The sequence below is a fragment of the Mesorhizobium sp. BR115XR7A genome (genome assembly GCF_020165315.1).
In the GTDB taxonomy this organism is placed as follows: domain Bacteria; phylum Pseudomonadota; class Alphaproteobacteria; order Rhizobiales; family Rhizobiaceae; genus Mesorhizobium; species Mesorhizobium australicum.
Window position 1 is genome coordinate 157,230 of sequence record NZ_JAIUHW010000005.1, and the last position, 17,057, is coordinate 174,286.

Consider the following 17,057-nt stretch of genomic DNA (forward strand, 5'->3'; position numbering starts at 1 on the left):
ATCGGCTAGCTTTGCCGCCAGCGTGGGATTCCGTCCAGAAATCCCTCGTCCAGCCGCGTTTCCCCAAACCAGTTCAGCCGGTTGATGCTGACGAAACCCGCATCGATCGCGGCGTTTTCATCCCCCGGTTCGCTTGCATGGGCTCGGCCACGCGGCACCGTGATGATCGTGCGATCCCCGGCGCTTTCCACCACCTCGGCCGTGCGGCCGATCTTGTCGCGGCCGATGCGCGGCTGGCGGATTTCGGCCGGCAGCGCGGTCGGCAAGTTGACGCTCAGCCAATGGCCCTCTGTCGCCCAATCGGCACGCGCTTGCCAGAGCGAGGCGATCAGCTTGCCAAGCCATTCGTCGTCGGCAGCGCCGAAGTCAGGATTTTTCACGCGCGAAAAGCCGATCGCGGGTATGCCCCAGAAAGTCGCTTCGCGGGCAATACCCAGTGTGCCGGAATAGGCGATATCCTCGGCGACGTTGCGGCCGTCATTGATGCCCGACAATACGAGGTCAGGCTTCGGTTCATCGGCGAATAGCCAAGTCATGGCGCTCACCACGCAATCGGCGGGCGTGCCCGAGCATGCATACCAGTTCGGCTTGACGCGCCGCATCGTCAGCGGCCCGGCGATGGTCAGCGACGAGCCGGCGGCGGTGCGCTTGCCGTCCGGCGCGACCACCCAGACATCGTCGTTCAACCCGAGGGCGGCATTGACGAGACGGGCAAGACCCGGCGCTTCGATGCCGTCATCGTTGCAGATCAGGATTCTCATGATGCGCTTCCTTGCCCCACCGTGATGCGTTGGCCGGTACGGCATTGCGTGAGCAACGACGGAATATGGCTCTTCAAGTCGCCAAGAAGATCGGGGGCGCAGGAATGGCCCAGCGCCGGGGGGCGTCCCGCCTTCTCCCAGATGCCGACATTGCCCGACAGTGTCGGGTGGGTGGGCATGCGTATCCAGTCCGCCCGGCCGGCCTTGTGCATGAGATCGCCCGGAGAGCCCAAAGGCAGATGCCCGGTGAGCAGCACCGGAAACCCGGCATCGCCGGCGCGAGGCAAAAGGCGCGACGACGGGCCAGCCTCGCCCATGCCGTCATTGGCCAGCAGGGGCAGCGAAGGCAGCGGGTCGGCATCGCTCCAGTCGGCCGCGCTTCGCAGGCGGGCAAGCAAAAACTCGGAAATGCCCGGCAACAGGGACGCGGTCGCGCCGATCTGCGCTTCCAGCGACGAACGCATGCCGGCATGGACGGCGAACGACCCCGGCAAGGCCGCGATCAGTTCCAGCGATCGGCCAGACAGCGGCGTCGGCAGGAGGCATCCCTGCGGATGCCGCGCCACCCATTCGGAAATTTCCTGCGCCCGGGCAGCCCCCGGCATGGGATCCGCGCCGTAGGAGGCATCGAGGACCAGGAGATCGCAATGCGGGATCGTGTCCATGACGAACACATTGCTGTCAGGCACCACATCGGCCGAATAGGCGATGCGGCTTGTCCCGTCGTCGACGGCGAACCAGACCCCGCCGACGACATGACCTGAACGTCCCGTGCTGACTACGAAATTGCCGCTAGTGAGTGTGTCGCCTGGTTCGAAGAGTTCGATGCGGTTTTCAGGCAAGGGAAATCGCCTGAAATCCTCCGGCTCGGCATAGGCGGCAAGCGTGGCCGGCGCCTCGGCACGGGTCTCCGCCGTCATGAAGATCGGGCCGCTATAGCCCCGCGACAACAGCCAGCTCAGCGCGCCGACATGATCCTCATGGGCATGCGAAACAAAAACAGCATCGATGTCGTCGCTCGACCCGTTGAGCGCTGGATAGTATTCCGCCCCGGAAGCGCCGACCTTGATGCCGACATCGAGCAGGATGCGATCGTCGCCGCTGTTGACGGCGAGGCTGGTGCGGCCCTTTTCTCCGAAGCCGCCGGCAAGGTCCAGTATCATCACGAGGCTGTCCCCGCCGCCGGGATCAGCCAGCCGGATTTTATGCGCAGGCGCGCTTGCGCCCCGTTCTCCAGCACAACCGGATCGGGTTGCTCGAAATGCAAGGTGAGGTCGGGACCAGCGGTCGGCGCGAATTCAATCCGCGCCGCGCCGCCCTGGTAGATCGCCCGCTTGACGAGACCATCGAAGCCCGAGGCATCGGCCGAAAGCTCGATATCGGCGGGGCGGCAGCAGATCTTGGCGCCGGCGCGCGGCCGCTCGCCAGGCCGGCAACGGACCACCAGCTCGGTTCCGAGAACCCGGACCTTGCAATGGCCGTTGTCCTCGCTGGCCAACACGTCCGCCGGAAGCAGAATGCCTTGCGAAATGAAGGAGGCCACCATCTCATTTGCCGGCTTATGATAGAGTTCACGCGGGGTGGCGAGCTGCGCCATGCGTCCATGGTCCATCACCGCGATGCGGTCGGCCAGCGCCATCGCCTCGGCCTGGTCATGGGTTATGTAGACGATGGTCGTGCCGGTGCGCTTGTGGAAGGCGGCGAACTCGTCCTCCATCGAGGCCCTGAGATGGACGTCGAGATTGGCGAGTGGCTCGTCGAACAGCACCAGCGAAGGTGTCGCCACCAGGCAACGCGCCAAGGCCACCCGCTGGCGCTGGCCGCCGGAAAGATTGGCGGGCCGGCGCTCGCCCAGACCCTGAAGATTGACAAGGGCAAGCGCGTCTTCCACTTTTTGGCGCGCAACCGCCTTGTCGAGCTTGGCCACCTTTAGCGCATAGCCGATATTCTCGGCGACGCTCATATGCGGCCACAGCGCGTAATTCTGGAAGACGATGCCGACGCGCCGCTTTTCCGGCGCGACGCTGCCGCCGCTGTTCGACACGACATCGCTGCCGATGCGGATTTCGCCCGAGGTCACCTTTTCGAAACCGGCGACCAGCCGCAGCAATGTCGTCTTGCCACAGCCGGAGGGGCCGAGCACCGCCAGAAATTCGCCGTCAGCGACATCGATCGAAACGTCCTTGACCGCATCGAACTCGGCGAAGCTCTTGGTCACATGGTCCAGGGTCAATCGCGCCATGGCAGAACTCCGCTCGGAAGATGAGGGGCAAGCAGGTTGGTCACCAGCATCAGCACGAAGGTGACCGCGACCGTGATGACCGACATCGCCGCCGCGTAGTTGGAATCGCCGCCCTGCTCGAAGGAAAACATGACAACGCCGATGGTCTCCGAGCCCGACGACCACAGCAGCGCCGAGACGGTGAGTTCGCTGAGCGCCGTCATGAAGATCAGCAGGCCGCCGGCGATCGCCGCCGGCGCGACCAGCGGAAAGACGATGGTGCGCATGCGCGTGAACAGGCCGGCGCCCGCAACTTGTGCGGCTTCTTCGAGTGCCCGATCGATCTGGTGATAGCCGCTGATGGTCGGCCGCAAGGCCAGCACCAGGAAGCGGGCGAGATAGGCATAGAGGATGATCCAGACGGTGTTGTAGAGCTGGACGCCGGTCAGCGGGATGGGGCGCAGGAACAAGAGCAGCGAGGCGATCGCCAGCACCACGCCGGGCAAGGCATACGGCAGTTCGACTGAAAGATTGAGCAGCCGCACCCAGCGCTGCTTGCCCCAAGCGATGAGATAGCCGATCGGCACGGCGACGAGGACCGCGAAGAAAGCGGCAGCGATCGACAGCCAGAAACTGTTGAAGAAGGCGCGGCTGGCGGCATCATGCTCGAACAGCACGAAACGGTAATTGTCGAGCGTCGCCGTCTTGGCGGTGAGCGCGATGCCGTAGCCCGGCACCAGCGACGTCAGCACCAGCCCGAACAGCGGCAGGACCAGCACCAGCACGATGAGCAGCCACATGCCGGCCTGGACGACCGGCCGCCAGCGGCCCAGTTCATAAGGTTCGGCCGGCAGCGATGTCGAGGAGATGCGGTAGTCGCGGCGGCGGCTCATCACCTCCTGGGCAAGGATGCCGGCCATGGCGATGATGCCGATCAGCACCGACAGGAACGCGGTCTCGCCGAGTACCGCCGGGCCCCCGCCGGCCAGCTTCTGATAGATGAGCGTCGGCAGCACCAGGTAGTTGGCGGGGATGCCGAGAAAGGCCGGAATGCCGAAATTGCCGACGCAGGAGACGAAAGCAAGCGCGGCCGCCGCCATGATCGACGGCGTCATCAAGGGCAGCACGATGGTGATCAGTACGGTGAACCAATTCGCACCGCCGGCGCGCGCCGCTTCGACCAGTTCGCGCGGCAGCTTGCGCAGGCCAGCACGCACCAGCAGGAAGACCAGCGGCCCGTATTGGACGCCAAGCAGCAGGATGATGCCCGAGGTCGAGTAGAGCGGGTTCTTCGTGCCGAGCGGCGGCGCCGCCCCGAAAAGCTTGAGGAATGGGCTGGCAGGGCCGAACAGTTGCAGCCAGGCCAGCGCCGTCACCTGTGGCGCGATCATCAGCGGCATGACGTAGCAGAGCACCAGGGCGCTTCGGCCGCGTATGTCGGTCAGCGATACAAGCACGGCCACCGACGTTCCCGACAGCACCGCCAGAAGAGTGCCGCCGATGCCGACGACCAGCGTATGCCATGTCGCGATCCAGGTTGCCGGGCTTCTCAGCCCGGCCTCCACAGCCACCGTCGACAAGACACCGCCGGGTGCCACGATCTCCTTGACGAGGCGCAGCATGGGCAGCAGCGAAAGCAGGACGATGACGACGGCCACCACCGCCGTCAGGACCATTTCCTGGCCCCGGCTCTCCCTGATACGTGTCGGCATGATTGCGTTTCCTGGGATCGGTCAGCGGGGCGGCCGGGCTCACCGGAACTGACGAGATGCCGTCGAGACGGCATCTCGCGGGGATCGACGGCTCAGCCGCCGAACAGGTCCTGGAACTTCGCCTTGTCGGCGTCGGTCTCGGCGACGATCGCCTTGGTGTCGAACGGCATCACCTTGACCTTGACGCCTTCCGGCAGCCAGTCGGGACGACCGACCGAGGCGCGTGCCGGCAGGTAACCCATCGACAGCGCCAGCTTCTGGCCTTCATCGGACAGAATGAAGTCGACGAATTTTTTCGCACCGTCGACGTTCTTGGCGGTCTTCATGATGGCCACCGGTTCGGTCACGGCGGGCACGCCCTCCGAGGGGAACACGAATTCGACGGGCGAACCCTTCTTCTTGGCGTTCATCGCCATGAAATCGACGAGGATGCCATAGGGCTTCTCGCCCGACGCCACCGACTTCAGCACCGCGCCATTGCCGCGCACGCTGACGGTGTTGTTGGTCTTCAGCTTCTGGAAGAAATCCCAGCCATAATTGCTGTCGCCGGCGAAGCCCGAAAGCAGGTAGGCGGCGGCACCGGAATAGAGCGGGCTCGGCATGACCAGGCCATCGGCATAGGCCGGCTTGGCGAGGTCCGCCCAATGCTGCGGCTTTTCGGCGGCAGCGGTGTTGTAGACGATGCCGGTAGTGATCAGCTTGCTGCCGAAATAAGTCTTGTCGGCGTCATAGGCATCCGCCTCGATGCCGTCGAGCTTGGCCTCGGGATAGGCCAGCAGCCGGTCGTCCTTCTTCAGCAGTTCCATCGACACCGCGTCGGCGATCAGCAGCACGTCGGGCTGCGGGCTGCCTGCGGCGAACTCGGCCGCCATCTTGGTCAGGATGTCGCTGGTTCCGGAGCGATAGATGGTGACGTCGATGCCGGGCTGTGCCTTCTTGAAGGCATCCACGGTCTTGGCTGCGTCTGCCTCGGGCTGGGATGTGTAGAGCGTCAGTGTTTCGGCATTTGCCACGCCGGCAAACAAAGTTGCCGCGAGCGCCAGCTGACTGGCCAGCAGCTGGATGAATAGCGTCTTCATGAGACCTCCTGTCTTGTCTGTGCATGACCGGTCTGGCCCCTGGCCAGCACCCCGTCTCTTCCTCCCTGCACGGCGCATATGACTGGTGGATGACACAGCGCGTGAAACCAACAAAATATGTTCATATGTACGATGTCAATTACAAATGATCACAGCTGTGCGATAATCGGCCTGCCGCGAACCCGGCATCCGATTGACGTAAGAGCGGCCTTGCCCGGATGAGGACAACCGTCGGCCATGACACATGAGGGACGACATCCATGCCCACGCAAAAGCCCGTACCGGCTCGCCTGCCGATGGTCTCGTCGGACCTCAGCGTCAAGACGGCATGGCTCTATTATGTCGAGGGCTTCACGCAGGAGCAGATTGCCGAAAAGCTCGATGTCTCCAGGGTGAAGGTCATGCGTACGCTGGCCGCCTGTACCGCCGAGGGCATCGTCGTTACCATGATCAACGCGCCGACAGCCGAACAGGTGGCGCTTGAGCGGGAACTGGAAAAACGCTGGGGCCTCAACGCCGCCGTCGTCATCCCGACACCTTCGGTTCACGACCATCTGGAGAAGGCCATCGGCCACGCCGTGGCGGCCTATCTCGGCGAGCAGATGCAGGATGGCATGACGCTGGCGATCGGCGGTGGCGCCACACTGCATGCCAGCCTGGGTTTCCTCGCCCGCCGGCACTTGAAGCGCGCCTCGGTGGTGGCGCTTGTCGGCAGCCTGCCGCATTCGCAATGGATCAACCCGTCGATCGTGGCCGCCAAGGTCGCCGATGTGTTCGAGGTGGACAGCTATCAGATCACGGCGCCGGTGATGGTGGACGACCCCTCGCTGCGCGATCTCCTGTGGGCGCAGCCGACGCTGCAGGATGTGCGCCGGCGCGCCGCGGCGGCCGACATCGCATTGCTCACCGTCGGCGACATGTCGCCCGATGCCACCATCTTCCGGCATGGCATCGTGCCGTCATCGCTGATTACACCCTTGAAGGCAAAAGGCGCGGTCGCCAACATGCTATGCTATTTCGTCGATGCCGCCGGCAGGCTCGTCGACCACGAAGTCAACGGGCGCGTCATGGCGATCGATCTCGATGTTGTCGCCCATGTGCCGAATGTCGTGCTGGCCGCCGGCGGAAAGCGCAAGGTGGCGGCAATCCTCGCCGCGCTCAAGGCTGTCAACACCAATGTGCTGATCACCGACAGCGACACCGCTATGGCGCTGCTGGCCAAGGCCGGCTGAGATGCCTGGGTTTAAATCAACCCGCGCTCGCGCAAAAAATCCTCGACGCCGACATGGGTCATGGATTCGAATTCGGCGATCGCTTCGGCCACGCGTCTGCGCTGCCCCGCCAGCAGGGTGAACACCTGCTTCATCTCGCCCGAAACGCCAAAACGGCTCCAGCGCTCGGCGATATGCGCGGGCAGGCCGATATCACTGCAGAACGCATCGAGGCTGTCATAACCGAGGCTGACAACAAGCTGCCTTGTCTCTTCCGCCGACATGCGTGGCTCGAAAGCATGATCGTGCAGGCGCTGCGCCACCAGCTTGATGTCGGAAGGCGACGCGCCCATGACCCTGCCGAACAAGGTTTTGACGTCAGACGGGTCGAATGCAGGCATGTTGGCCTCCCTTGGTCGCGATCACCAGAGAACATGGGTCAAGGTTCGGAGCCTGACAAGTCGTTTCATCATAAGCCGGCGCATCATTGGCGCCGGCTTACTGCAGGAGCCTAGACCAGCATGCCCATCGGATTCTCGATCAGCTTCTTGAAGGCGACCAGCAGTTCGGCTCCCAGCGCGCCATCAACCGCACGATGGTCAGTCGACAGCGTCACCGACATCACGGTGGCTATTCTGATCTCGCCGTTCCTGACCACCGCCCGCTCCTCGCCGGCGCCGACCGCCAGGATCGTCGCATGCGGCGGGTTGATGACGGCGGCAAAGTCCTTGATGCCGAACATGCCGAGATTGGAGACGGCGGTCGTGCCGCCTTGATATTCCTCCGGCTTCAGCTTGCGGCTGCGCGCGCGGCTGGCCAGGTCCTTCATCTCGTTGGAGATGACCGACAGCGTCTTTTCATCGGCATGCCGGATGATCGGCGTGATCAGGCCACCGGGGATCGAAACGGCGACGCCGACATCGGCATGCCTGTGCATGACCATGGCGCTCTCGGTCCATGAGGCATTGGCATCCGGCACCGCCTTCAAGGCCATCGCCATCGCCTTGATGACCATGTCGTTAACCGACAGCTTGTAGACGGGCGCCTCACCCTTGTCGGTCTTTTTCACCGGTGCCGCGGCATTGAGCTGAGTGCGCAAAGCCAGCAGCGCGTCGAGTTCGCAGTCGAGCGTCAGATAGAAATGCGGGATGGAGGTTTTTGCTTCGACCAGACGCCGCGCGATGGTCTTGCGCATATTGTCGTGCGGGACGAGTTCGTAGGAGCCTTGCTCGAACAGGCGCAACACATCCCCCTCCCCCTTGAGGGGAGGGTGGCCGGCCGCAGGCCGGTCGGGTGGGGTCGGTTGGACCGGACTCGGCGCAAAAGCGGTGCCTCCTGAGGCGACCCCCTCCGTCCGCTTCGCGGACACCTCCCCCTCGAGGGGGGAGGAGAGTACCGCATCGATATCCGCCTTTACGACGCGGCCATGTGGGCCTGTGCCTGATATGCCGGAGAGATTCAGTCCTGCTTCACGAGCCAATCGACGCGCCAAGGGTGTAGCGCGGGTTTTCCCCTCCCCCTCGAGGGGAGGGTGGCCGGCCAATGGCCGGTCGGGTGGGGTCGGTTCGACCGGACTCAACGCGAGGGCGGTGCCTTCTGAGGCAACCCCCTCTGTCGACTTCGTCGACATCTCCCCCTCAAGGGGTGAGATTGGCGCCTTGTCCTTATAAGCCTCGCCGTCAGCATAAATCCAAGCCACCGCCGATCCGACCGCGATATCGACTCCTTCCTTGCCGGTCACGTCGCGCAACACACCACTGGCCGGAGCGTCGATCTCCATCGCGGCCTTGTCGGTCTCGATCTCGAACAGCACGTCGCCCTTCTTGACCGTGGCGCCTTCCTCGGCGAACCAGCGCGAAATCTGTCCGGTCGCCATATCCATGTCGACCTTGGGAAGAATGACTTCGGTCGGCATGGATCAGCGAACCCCTTTGACGAGGTCGCGCGCGGCGGTGACGATGTCGGGAACCTGCGGCACCGTCGCTTTTTCCAGCTCCGGATTGTAGGGGATCGGCGTTTCCGCACCGCCCAGCCGCACGATCGGCGCATCGAGATAGTCGAACGCCTCGCTTTCGGCGATCATGGCGCTGACCTCGGCGCCGATGCCCAGCGTCTTGACCGCCTCATAGACGCACATCAGCCGCGAGGTCTTCTTGACGCTGTCGATAACGGTCTGCTTGTCCATCGGCCGAATGGTCCGGAGGTCCACGACTTCGACGTCGATGCCGTCGGCCTCCAGTGCGGCGGCGGCGTCGAGCGCCTTCTGCACCATGATCGAGGTGGCGACGATGGTGAGATCACGGCCCTCGCGGCGGATATCTGCCTTGCCGATCGGCACGGTGTAATAGCCTTCGGGCACCGGGCCCTTCATCTTGTAGAGCAGCTTGTGCTCGAAGATCATCACCGGATCGGGATCGGCGACCGCAGCCAGAAGCATGCCTTTGGCATCATGGGGCGTCGACGGCTGGATAACCTTCAGGCCCGGCACATGGCCAAGCCAAGCTTCCAGGCTCTGGCTGTGCTGCGCGGCGGCACCGGTACCGGAGCCGGCGGGAAAGCGCATCACGACGGGCACCGAAACCTCGCCGCCCAGCATGAAGCGCATCTTGGCAGCCTGGTTGACGATCTGCTCCATCGCCAGCGTGGCGAAATCGGAGAACTGGAATTCGAAGATCGGCCGCATGCCGGTCAGCGCGGCGCCGACAGCGACCCCCGCGCCGCCCAGTTCGGAAATCGGCGTGTCCAGCACCCGGTCCGCGCCGTAACGATCGACGAGGTCGCCGGTCACCTGGAAGGCGCCGCCATAGACGCCGATGTCCTCGCCCATCAGGAAGACGCGCTCGTCCATGTCCATGGCGATCGCCATGGCTTCCTGGATCGCCTGGGCGTAGCTTAGTTCACGCACCATCGCGTCCATCACGCCTGCTCCGTATACACGTAATTGCCGGTCTCGCTGACGTCAGGCGACGGGCTCGCCTTGGCGAACTCGATGCCGTCGGCGATCTCCCGCGCCACCACCTCGCGGATGGCTTCGATGCCCTTGTCGTCGATGAATCCGAATTCCCGCAATTCGTTCTCGAACAGTGTGATCGGATCGCGGTTCGACATCCAGTCCTCGATCTCTTCCTTGGTCCGATAGCGATTGCGGTCGCTCTTGGAATGGCCGCGATGGCGATAGGTCTTGGACTCGATCAGCGTCGGCCCCTCACCCGCTCGTGCCCGCTCGACCGCCTTGTACGAAGCCTCGGCAACCTCGGAAAAGATGTTGCCGTTGACGATGACGCCCGGCATCGAATAGGCGGCGGCGCGGTCGGCGATGTTCTTGACCGCGGTGGACCGGGCAGTCGACGTCGACATGCCGTAGCCATTGTTCTCGCAGACGAAAATAACGGGCAGTTTCCAGACCGCCGCCATGTTGAGCGCCTCGTGGAAGGCGCCTTCATTGTTGGCTCCGTCGCCGAAGAAGGAGACGACAACCTTGCCGGTCTTCATCATCTTGGCGGAGAGCGCGGCGCCGACGGCGATCGGAATGCCGCCGCCGACAATGCCATTGGCGCCGAGATTTCCCTTGGCGACATCGGCGATGTGCATCGAACCGCCGCGGCCCTTGCAATAGCCGGTGGTCTTGCCGAAGAATTCCGCGAACATGCGCTTCACCTCGGCGCCCTTGGCGATGCAGTGGCCGTGGCCGCGATGGGTCGAGGTGATCTGGTCGTCCTCGCCAAGCGGCATGCAGATGCCCATGGCGCTCGCCTCCTGGCCGATCGACAGATGCATGGTGCCGTGGATGAGGCCGCGCGTGTAGCTTTCTTCCGCGCCCTCCTCGAAGCGGCGGATCAGGTACATCTTGTAGAGCACCTGCTTCAGCTGCTCGGCGCTGTACTGGCGATAGACGAAGGGCAGGTTGGCGCGGCTGTCCGCGACGGCTTTGCTGGCTCTGGCCATGGTTACGCCTCCACGGTTCCGTAGACGAGCTTGTCCTGACGGGCGCGCAGTTCGGCGATCTTGGACCCCGCTGCCGGGGCGGCATTGGCGTAGGTGATGAGCTCACCCTTCTTGATCGGCGCCGTAACCGACCCGCCCTGCAGCAAGCCGCAGGGAATGGCCCTCGCGGCATGCGCTTCCGGTGCAGTCATGATCCACGCGCGGTAGCAATATTCGCCGATCGCATCGAGCTTCTCGCCGGGCTGCATGTCCTTCTTGGCCACGGCGGCCACTTCAGCTACCGGCTTGGCCAGCGGCACCATGTCGGCCTTGCCGTAGAGCACGACGCGGGCGCAGGTCAGCGGCACTTCGAGCGAGGTCAGGTGATAGGGACGATGGAAGGTGAAGTACGGGCCCTTGCCCATCTTCAAATCTTCCATGCGCTCCGAAATGCGCGGATGCGACATGTCGGCGACGACGAAGACACCGGGTGCGACACCCTTGCCGATCGAATAGTCGACGACACCGACCCTCGACAGCACGCCGCCATCCTTCTGCGGTACCAGCACCTTGTTCAATTCGCCGAGCGTCGCGGCCGGGCCATGCATGCCGGCTTTGTCGGGCACCAGCCCGGTGGCGTTGGCGATCGCCGCCATCTCGACCATGGTCTTGGAGCCGTCGACGAACTCCACCAGCATGCGCACATTCATGTGCCGGCGCCTGGCCTCTTCCTCATAGGCGGGCGGCGTGGCGTCGATGTTGAGCGGATTGTTCTTGCCCTTGCCGGCGGCGACGATCGGGTGGCCCATGGCCGAAACGAATTCGATTAGCTCCATGCAGGAGGAGGGTTCGTCGCCGGCGCCGAGCGAATAGGTGACGCCGAGCCGGTCGGCTTCGCTCTTGAGATAGGCGCCGATGGTGACGTCGGCCTCGACATTCATCATCACCAGATGCTTGCCGTGCTCCATGGCGCGCAAGCCGATTTCGGCGCCGACGGCGGGAACGCCGGTGGCATCGATGACGACGTCGATGAGATCGTTGTTGATGACCAGGCTGGCGTCGTTGGTCACCGCCACCTTGCCGGCCTCCATGGCTGCCGTCATCGCCGAGGCGTTCGACACCTCGCGCGCATGGCCGGTTTCCTGGAAGGCGATATCCACCGCTTTGCTGGCGGCGGGCAGGTTCAGCTCGGAGATCGCGCCGATCTCTATGCCCGACATATGGGCGACGCGGGTGACGATGTCGGTTCCCATCTCGCCCGAGCCGATCAGCCCGATGCGGATCGGCTTGCCCGATTTGCCGCGTTCCTCGAGATCGCGGGCAAGGCCCGTCAACGAAACATTGGACGCCATACCGCTCATTCCTCCCATAATGCAGGCTTGTTCAATTGCCTGACGGGTATTGAACATCTGTATTTCTGTCAAGACTAATGTCCAAATCTGCGTGCTTTTGCAACACTTACACAACTGGACAAAAGGCCGTTGCGGAGCCGGCAAATCGCGACTTTCCGCGTTGCCGTGGCGAGACAAGCACGCCAGCGGCGGCTCGACGCGCGGCGCACAGGACACTTGTTAGGGGCACTCACCCTGCGTAAAAGCGTTAGCAGTGAACATCCGTCGGTTAGGGGCTTTTCCGATGAACGTCCAACAACGGGTTAGACCTGTGCCACCGCCGGGCGATGGACCGGCCCATGCGATTGCCGGCATCTTCGCCGCGGAATTGAAGGTGCCGGCCGTCGGCTTCGACGACAATTTCTTCGATCTCGGCGGCGATTCGCTGATGGCGGAGACTCTAGTGCTTGCCGTGCAGAAGCGGTTCGGCGTGAGATTGCAGACTTCCGTCCTGCTCGAAGCGCAGACACCGCGCGAATTCGGCCGGTTGATCGCATCGCTGGTGCCGGAGCATCCGGCCCGTGAGCTGATCGTGCCGGTGTCCGGCAGCGTCGGCCAGGAGCCGATCGCGATGATCCACGGCATCACCGGCTCGGCCTTGTTCGCCAATCGCTTCAGCAGGCGTCTGAAAGAGAAATACGCGATCATGGCGGTGCGCGGCATGGGCACGGAACTCGGCGAGACGCCCTATTCCACCATGGCCGAAATTGGCACCAACTATTTTGAAGCCTTCACCTCGGTAACAGGCAGGCACCCCGAAGTCATCGGCGGCATATGCGTGGGTGGCCTGCTCGCGATCGAGGTCGGCCGGCTGAGCCATGAGGCAACGGGCAAGCGGCCGGCAATCGTGCTCATTGATCCGCCATCGCCAGGTTCGGCCTGGCTGAAGCCGATGCCCGACGATCGCCTCACCGAGAGGAGGCGGCGCGATATCGTGCGCAAGGTGGTCTACTGGCGCCTGTTGCGAGACACGCTGAAGGCGGTCGGTCTCGGACAGACACGCCTGGGGCGCCATCTGCGCAAGAAGGCATACAAGAGCGCGCTGCTGCAGGCCGCAGCCGGTTTTGTGCCCTCGTCCTACCCCTGCGACATCCTCATCCTCGCCAGTTCCGAATGGGGAGCCACCACCGTGAAGGACTACAAGGGCTGGGCGTCTAACGAGGCCAGCGTGAAAACGGTCGTCATGCCGGGTACGCACAACAAATTCCGCAAGGCCAACATGGACGCGATCGACGCGGAGATCTTGACGTTCCTCTCCGCCCGAAGCGAGGCCCCACGCGAAAACCCGCATCGTCAATGAGTTTTGGTTGGCAGATACTGGAGGCCTTCGCTGCCCATGGCGACAAGGTCGCGATGGTCAGCGGCCGGTCTGATATCACCTATTCCCAGGCCCTGACGCAGAGCGGACATCTTGCAGCCAATTTCGGCGCATCGGGCATCCGACCGGGCGACCGCGTCGGCCTCGCCATGCTCGACAACATCGACGTGATCCTTTCGATCCTCGCCTGCTGGAAAATCGGCGCGACCCCTGTTGTCGTCGACTTTCGAACTCCCAGGAGTCAGCGAGCCAGGCAGGCCCGCGACTTCGATCTGAGAATGGTTTTTGAAAGCCGCGCCATGCCGGGCGATGAGGTCTATCCGAACGCCCTTTTCGAGGCTGGCTGGAAATCGGCTTCGGCGCCGGGATCCGACGTCCGCCCCCCGGCGAGCGATGCCGTCCCGGCCTTTTTGATCTTTTCGTCCGGCACGACGGGCGATCCAAAGGCCTACACCCAGTCGCATGAGGCACTCGCCAGGCGCATCGCGGCGCGCCGCGGCGTGGTGGAGGGAACCGCAAAACGATTCCTGACGCCGATGGCCCTGTCATACTCGGCAATGCGTCACCAAGTCTTCGGCTATCTGCTTTACGGGGGAATCGTTCGGTTCTTTCCTCCCTTGTTCACCCCCTCGGAGCTCATCGAGGCGCTGCTCTCGTTCCAGGCAAGCGGCACGGCGCTGGCGCCATCAGTCATTGCCCGGATGGTCAAGGAGGTGGGCGAACGCGCAACCCACCTGCTTCCCCAACTTTCCGTTCTCTACAGCGTAGGCGGACCGGCCAGAGGCGAAGACAAGATCGCTGCCTACCGCTATCTCTCCTCTGGATACCGGATAAGCTACTCATCGAGCCTTACCGGCATCATATCCTCGCTATGGGGTAAGGATATTCTGGCAAAGCCCGAAAGCGCAGGCCGTCCGGTCGCCGGCGCACAGGTCGAAATCCTCGGTGCCGATGGCCGCGTGTTGCCGCAAGGTGAGCGCGGGCTGATCAAGGCATGGACGCCGACCATGGCATCCGCGGTCCTGATGCCCGGCAACCGCCTGTTCGTCGATCCGCAGATCATGAGCTCCGACTGGGGCATCCCCGGTGATATCGGATTTCTGGACGCCGACGGATTTATCACGATCGTCGATCGGGAGGCCGATATGATCGTTCGCGGCGGCGTCAGTGTCGCGCCGCAGGAGCTTGAAAAACTGATCCGCACCCATGCCAAGGTGCAGGACGTCGCCGTGGCCGGCTTTCCAGATGAGACCATGGGGCAGGAAATCGCCGCCTTCATCGTCTCCGACCGCGGAACCGTCGAGGAATTCCAGGCTTTCATGCGCACCAACATCGCGCCCGACCGGCGGCCGCGCGAGATCAGGCTGGTCGCCTCGTTGCCTTACAGCGGCAACGGCAAGCTGCTACGCCGCCAACTGGTCGAAACGCTGGCGCCGCATAAGGGTTCTTAGAAAATTCCGCTAATGCCTGTGAGCCACGGAGTCGGCCAGGGCTGGGATGCCAGCATGTCGAAGACCGAATAGACGAAGGCCGTCGCGGCGGCAGCGATCACCAGGGATGACCGCCTCGACTTCGTCCCAAGCACCGTGATGCTGCCGGCAACGAAGATGAAGGTCGCTGCCAAGTGACCGACCAACAGGATGAGAAAGGCGAGGGCCAGGCAAAGGCCGATGATCGCGAGATTGCCTTTCATGGTGGGTTCCGAAACCGGAGACCATTCGCCTGGTATCGCGGCAGGCGCGGATAGGACAGGCATGGCCCGCCTGCGCCATCGCAGCGACGCCTGCACTGTGGTCACCAGCGAAAACACCATCAGGAATCCAGCCGTGATGACCGGGAAAATGGCGGCCTCGAAGGGAAAACCGGTCACGGCCGTCACCAACGCCGCGAACGCCAGCAATGTCATGGTGGCACCTGCGACAATGTCGGGCAGCGCGGGGGGCAGCGGCCCGCCGGGATTTCTGGCCCTGATCCACGACAGCGTCTGCCTGACGAGACCGACCACGGCCAGTCCAAGCAGGATGAGCACCAGCGGCTGGGCAAGCCACGACCAGCCGGAAATCTGATAGGCGAGAAAGAAATAGTTCTCGAGGCTCGGGCCGAGCACGAATCCCAATGAAAAGGCCGAGCGCGGCCAGTTGAGTTCCTTCATCGCCATGCCAACGGCGCCGACGCCGATGACCAGCGCGAAATCGAAGGCGCTCATATTGGTCTGGTATGCACCAACCACGATGAAGGTGACCACCAGCGGCACCAGTATGGCGGCCGGAACCTGCGCGACGCGCGCCAGAGGCCGGGTCAGCACAAGGCAGGTCACCGCGCCTACGATATTTGCCACGGCGATGCTGAACACCATCGACATGGTGAGCGCGGCATTCTTGCCCAGCATGTCGGGGCCGGGAACGAGCCCATGGACGACAAAGGCGCCGAGCAGGATGCTCATCGAGGCCGAACCCGGCACGCCGAAGGCGATGGTCGGGATGAGCGAGCCGCCTTCCTTGGCATTGTTGGCGCTCTCGGGCGCGATGACGCCCCTGACATTGCCTTCGCCGAATTTCGGTCCCGAGCCAGGCCGCCGTGACGCATGGCCATAGGCGATCCAGTCCAGCACCGCGATGCCGACACCGGGAACTGCGCCCAGCAGCGAACCGATGCTGCTGCATCGCAGCACCAGCGGCCACTCCCGCAGCGTGTCCCTGATGCCTTGCCACATGCCCGCATAGGTCGGTCGCTCCGCATTGCCCTGGATGGAACCGCGCAACAGGAGCGAAGCCAGCTCCGGTAGGCCGAACAGGCCGAGAAACACCAGGGCCACCGGCAGACCGTCCCAGAGATAGATTTCACCAAAGGTCCACCGGTCGATGCCGGCGATCTTATCGATGCCGACAAATGAGGCGAGCATGCCGAACATGGCCGCGGCCAGCCCCTTCAGCGGCTGGCTCCCGGCCAGCATCGCGACGATGGAGAGCCCGAAGGCGCAGATGGCGAAGAAGTCCGGCGTCTTTAGATAGAGGACAAGCGGTCGCATGATGGGAATAGCCGCGGCAAGCACCAGAGCGCCGAACACGCCGCCAATCATCGACGCCGAATAGGAGGCGCCGAAGGCGCGCGCGGCTTCGCCTTTCTTGGCCAAGGCATGGCCGTCGAGCACCGTCGCCGCCGCTCCGACCGAGCCCGGAACCCCAAACAGGATGGCCGGGATCGTATCGGAGGTGGTATTGACCGATCCCATACCGAGCAGGAGCGCGAAGGCGGCATAGGCGTCCATGTTGTAGGTCATCGGGATGAGCAGGGCCATCGCGAACAGCCCGCCAATGCCCGGGACAACGCCGACGACGAGGCCGACGAAAACGCCGGTCACCAGCATCAGCATGCGAAACGGCTGGGCCATCTCGACGACGGCGGTGAGTATTAGATCCACCGTTGAGCCTCGCCGGGAA

At 63.7% G+C, this 17,057-nt stretch carries 14 protein-coding genes; 3 read left to right on the forward strand and 11 right to left on the reverse strand.

Annotated elements, in window-relative coordinates; translation table 11 throughout:
• Window positions 1–5: 5 nt before the first annotated feature.
• The 5 genes from surE to LB557_RS12520 all read right to left on the reverse strand — a co-directional run bounded on the left by surE (window position 6) and on the right by LB557_RS12520 (window position 5,773).
• A complete protein-coding gene (gene surE, locus LB557_RS12500; RefSeq protein ID WP_224643500.1) occupies window positions 6–761 on the reverse strand; it encodes a 5'/3'-nucleotidase SurE in 756 nt (251 codons plus the stop codon).
• Window positions 758–1,924: an MBL fold metallo-hydrolase gene (locus LB557_RS12505; protein ID WP_224643504.1), complete on the reverse strand. Its 1,167-nt coding sequence runs from the start codon at window positions 1,922–1,924 to the stop codon at window positions 758–760. Before LB557_RS12505 ends, surE begins: the two co-directional genes overlap by 4 nt.
• Complete coding sequence (locus tag LB557_RS12510) at window positions 1,924–3,003, reverse strand: ABC transporter ATP-binding protein (RefSeq protein ID WP_224643501.1); 1,080 nt, start codon at window positions 3,001–3,003, stop codon at window positions 1,924–1,926. The genes LB557_RS12505 and LB557_RS12510 overlap by 1 nt, the downstream gene beginning before the upstream one ends.
• Window positions 2,991–4,694 carry an ABC transporter permease gene (locus LB557_RS12515; RefSeq protein ID WP_140874910.1) on the reverse strand — a complete coding sequence of 568 codons (1,704 nt, stop codon included), beginning with the start codon at window positions 4,692–4,694 and terminating at the stop codon, window positions 2,991–2,993. Before LB557_RS12515 ends, LB557_RS12510 begins: the two co-directional genes overlap by 13 nt.
• A 92-nt stretch (window positions 4,695–4,786) precedes the next feature.
• Window positions 4,787–5,773 (reverse strand): ABC transporter substrate-binding protein, encoded by a 987-nt coding sequence (locus LB557_RS12520; protein ID WP_015315459.1) that lies wholly within the window; start codon window positions 5,771–5,773, stop codon window positions 4,787–4,789.
• 260 nt (window positions 5,774–6,033) lie between these two features.
• Between LB557_RS12520 and LB557_RS12525 the strand changes: the two genes are divergently transcribed.
• The gene (locus tag LB557_RS12525; RefSeq protein WP_224643502.1) at window positions 6,034–7,005 is read left to right on the forward strand and encodes a sugar-binding transcriptional regulator; all 972 of its coding nucleotides are present in this window, start codon (window positions 6,034–6,036) and stop codon (window positions 7,003–7,005) included.
• 11 nt (window positions 7,006–7,016) lie between these two features.
• Here LB557_RS12525 and LB557_RS12530 read toward each other — a convergent pair whose 3' ends face one another.
• The 5 genes from LB557_RS12530 to LB557_RS12550 all read right to left on the reverse strand — a co-directional run bounded on the left by LB557_RS12530 (window position 7,017) and on the right by LB557_RS12550 (window position 12,260).
• A complete protein-coding gene (locus LB557_RS12530) occupies window positions 7,017–7,385 on the reverse strand; it encodes a hypothetical protein (RefSeq protein WP_015315457.1) in 369 nt (122 codons plus the stop codon).
• A gap of 110 nt (window positions 7,386–7,495) precedes the next feature.
• Complete coding sequence (locus LB557_RS12535; protein WP_224684002.1) at window positions 7,496–8,899, reverse strand: pyruvate dehydrogenase complex dihydrolipoamide acetyltransferase; 1,404 nt, start codon at window positions 8,897–8,899, stop codon at window positions 7,496–7,498.
• 3 nt (window positions 8,900–8,902) lie between these two features.
• On the reverse strand, window positions 8,903–9,901 hold the full coding sequence (locus LB557_RS12540) for an alpha-ketoacid dehydrogenase subunit beta (protein WP_224643024.1): 999 nt from the start codon (window positions 9,899–9,901) through the stop codon (window positions 8,903–8,905).
• Window positions 9,901–10,929, reverse strand: a complete 1,029-nt coding sequence (locus tag LB557_RS12545; RefSeq protein ID WP_224643025.1) for a thiamine pyrophosphate-dependent dehydrogenase E1 component subunit alpha — start codon at window positions 10,927–10,929, stop codon at window positions 9,901–9,903. The genes LB557_RS12540 and LB557_RS12545 overlap by 1 nt, the downstream gene beginning before the upstream one ends.
• A 2-nt stretch (window positions 10,930–10,931) precedes the next feature.
• Window positions 10,932–12,260: an NAD(P)H-dependent oxidoreductase gene (locus LB557_RS12550; protein ID WP_015315453.1), complete on the reverse strand. Its 1,329-nt coding sequence runs from the start codon at window positions 12,258–12,260 to the stop codon at window positions 10,932–10,934.
• A 283-nt stretch (window positions 12,261–12,543) separates the two neighbouring features.
• On the opposite strand from LB557_RS12550, the gene LB557_RS12555 reads away from it, so the two are divergent.
• Together LB557_RS12555 and LB557_RS12560 are read left to right on the forward strand one after the other, a co-directional pair.
• Window positions 12,544–13,599 (forward strand): phosphopantetheine-binding protein, encoded by a 1,056-nt coding sequence (locus LB557_RS12555; protein WP_140616771.1) that lies wholly within the window; start codon window positions 12,544–12,546, stop codon window positions 13,597–13,599.
• The gene (locus LB557_RS12560; protein ID WP_015315451.1) at window positions 13,596–15,068 is read left to right on the forward strand and encodes a class I adenylate-forming enzyme family protein; all 1,473 of its coding nucleotides are present in this window, start codon (window positions 13,596–13,598) and stop codon (window positions 15,066–15,068) included. Before LB557_RS12555 ends, LB557_RS12560 begins: the two co-directional genes overlap by 4 nt.
• On the opposite strand, the gene LB557_RS12565 is transcribed toward LB557_RS12560, so the two are convergent.
• Complete coding sequence (locus tag LB557_RS12565) at window positions 15,065–17,038, reverse strand: tripartite tricarboxylate transporter permease (protein WP_224643026.1); 1,974 nt, start codon at window positions 17,036–17,038, stop codon at window positions 15,065–15,067. The two genes, LB557_RS12560 and LB557_RS12565, sit on opposite strands and share 4 nt — an antisense overlap.
• Window positions 17,039–17,057 lie beyond the last annotated feature (19 nt).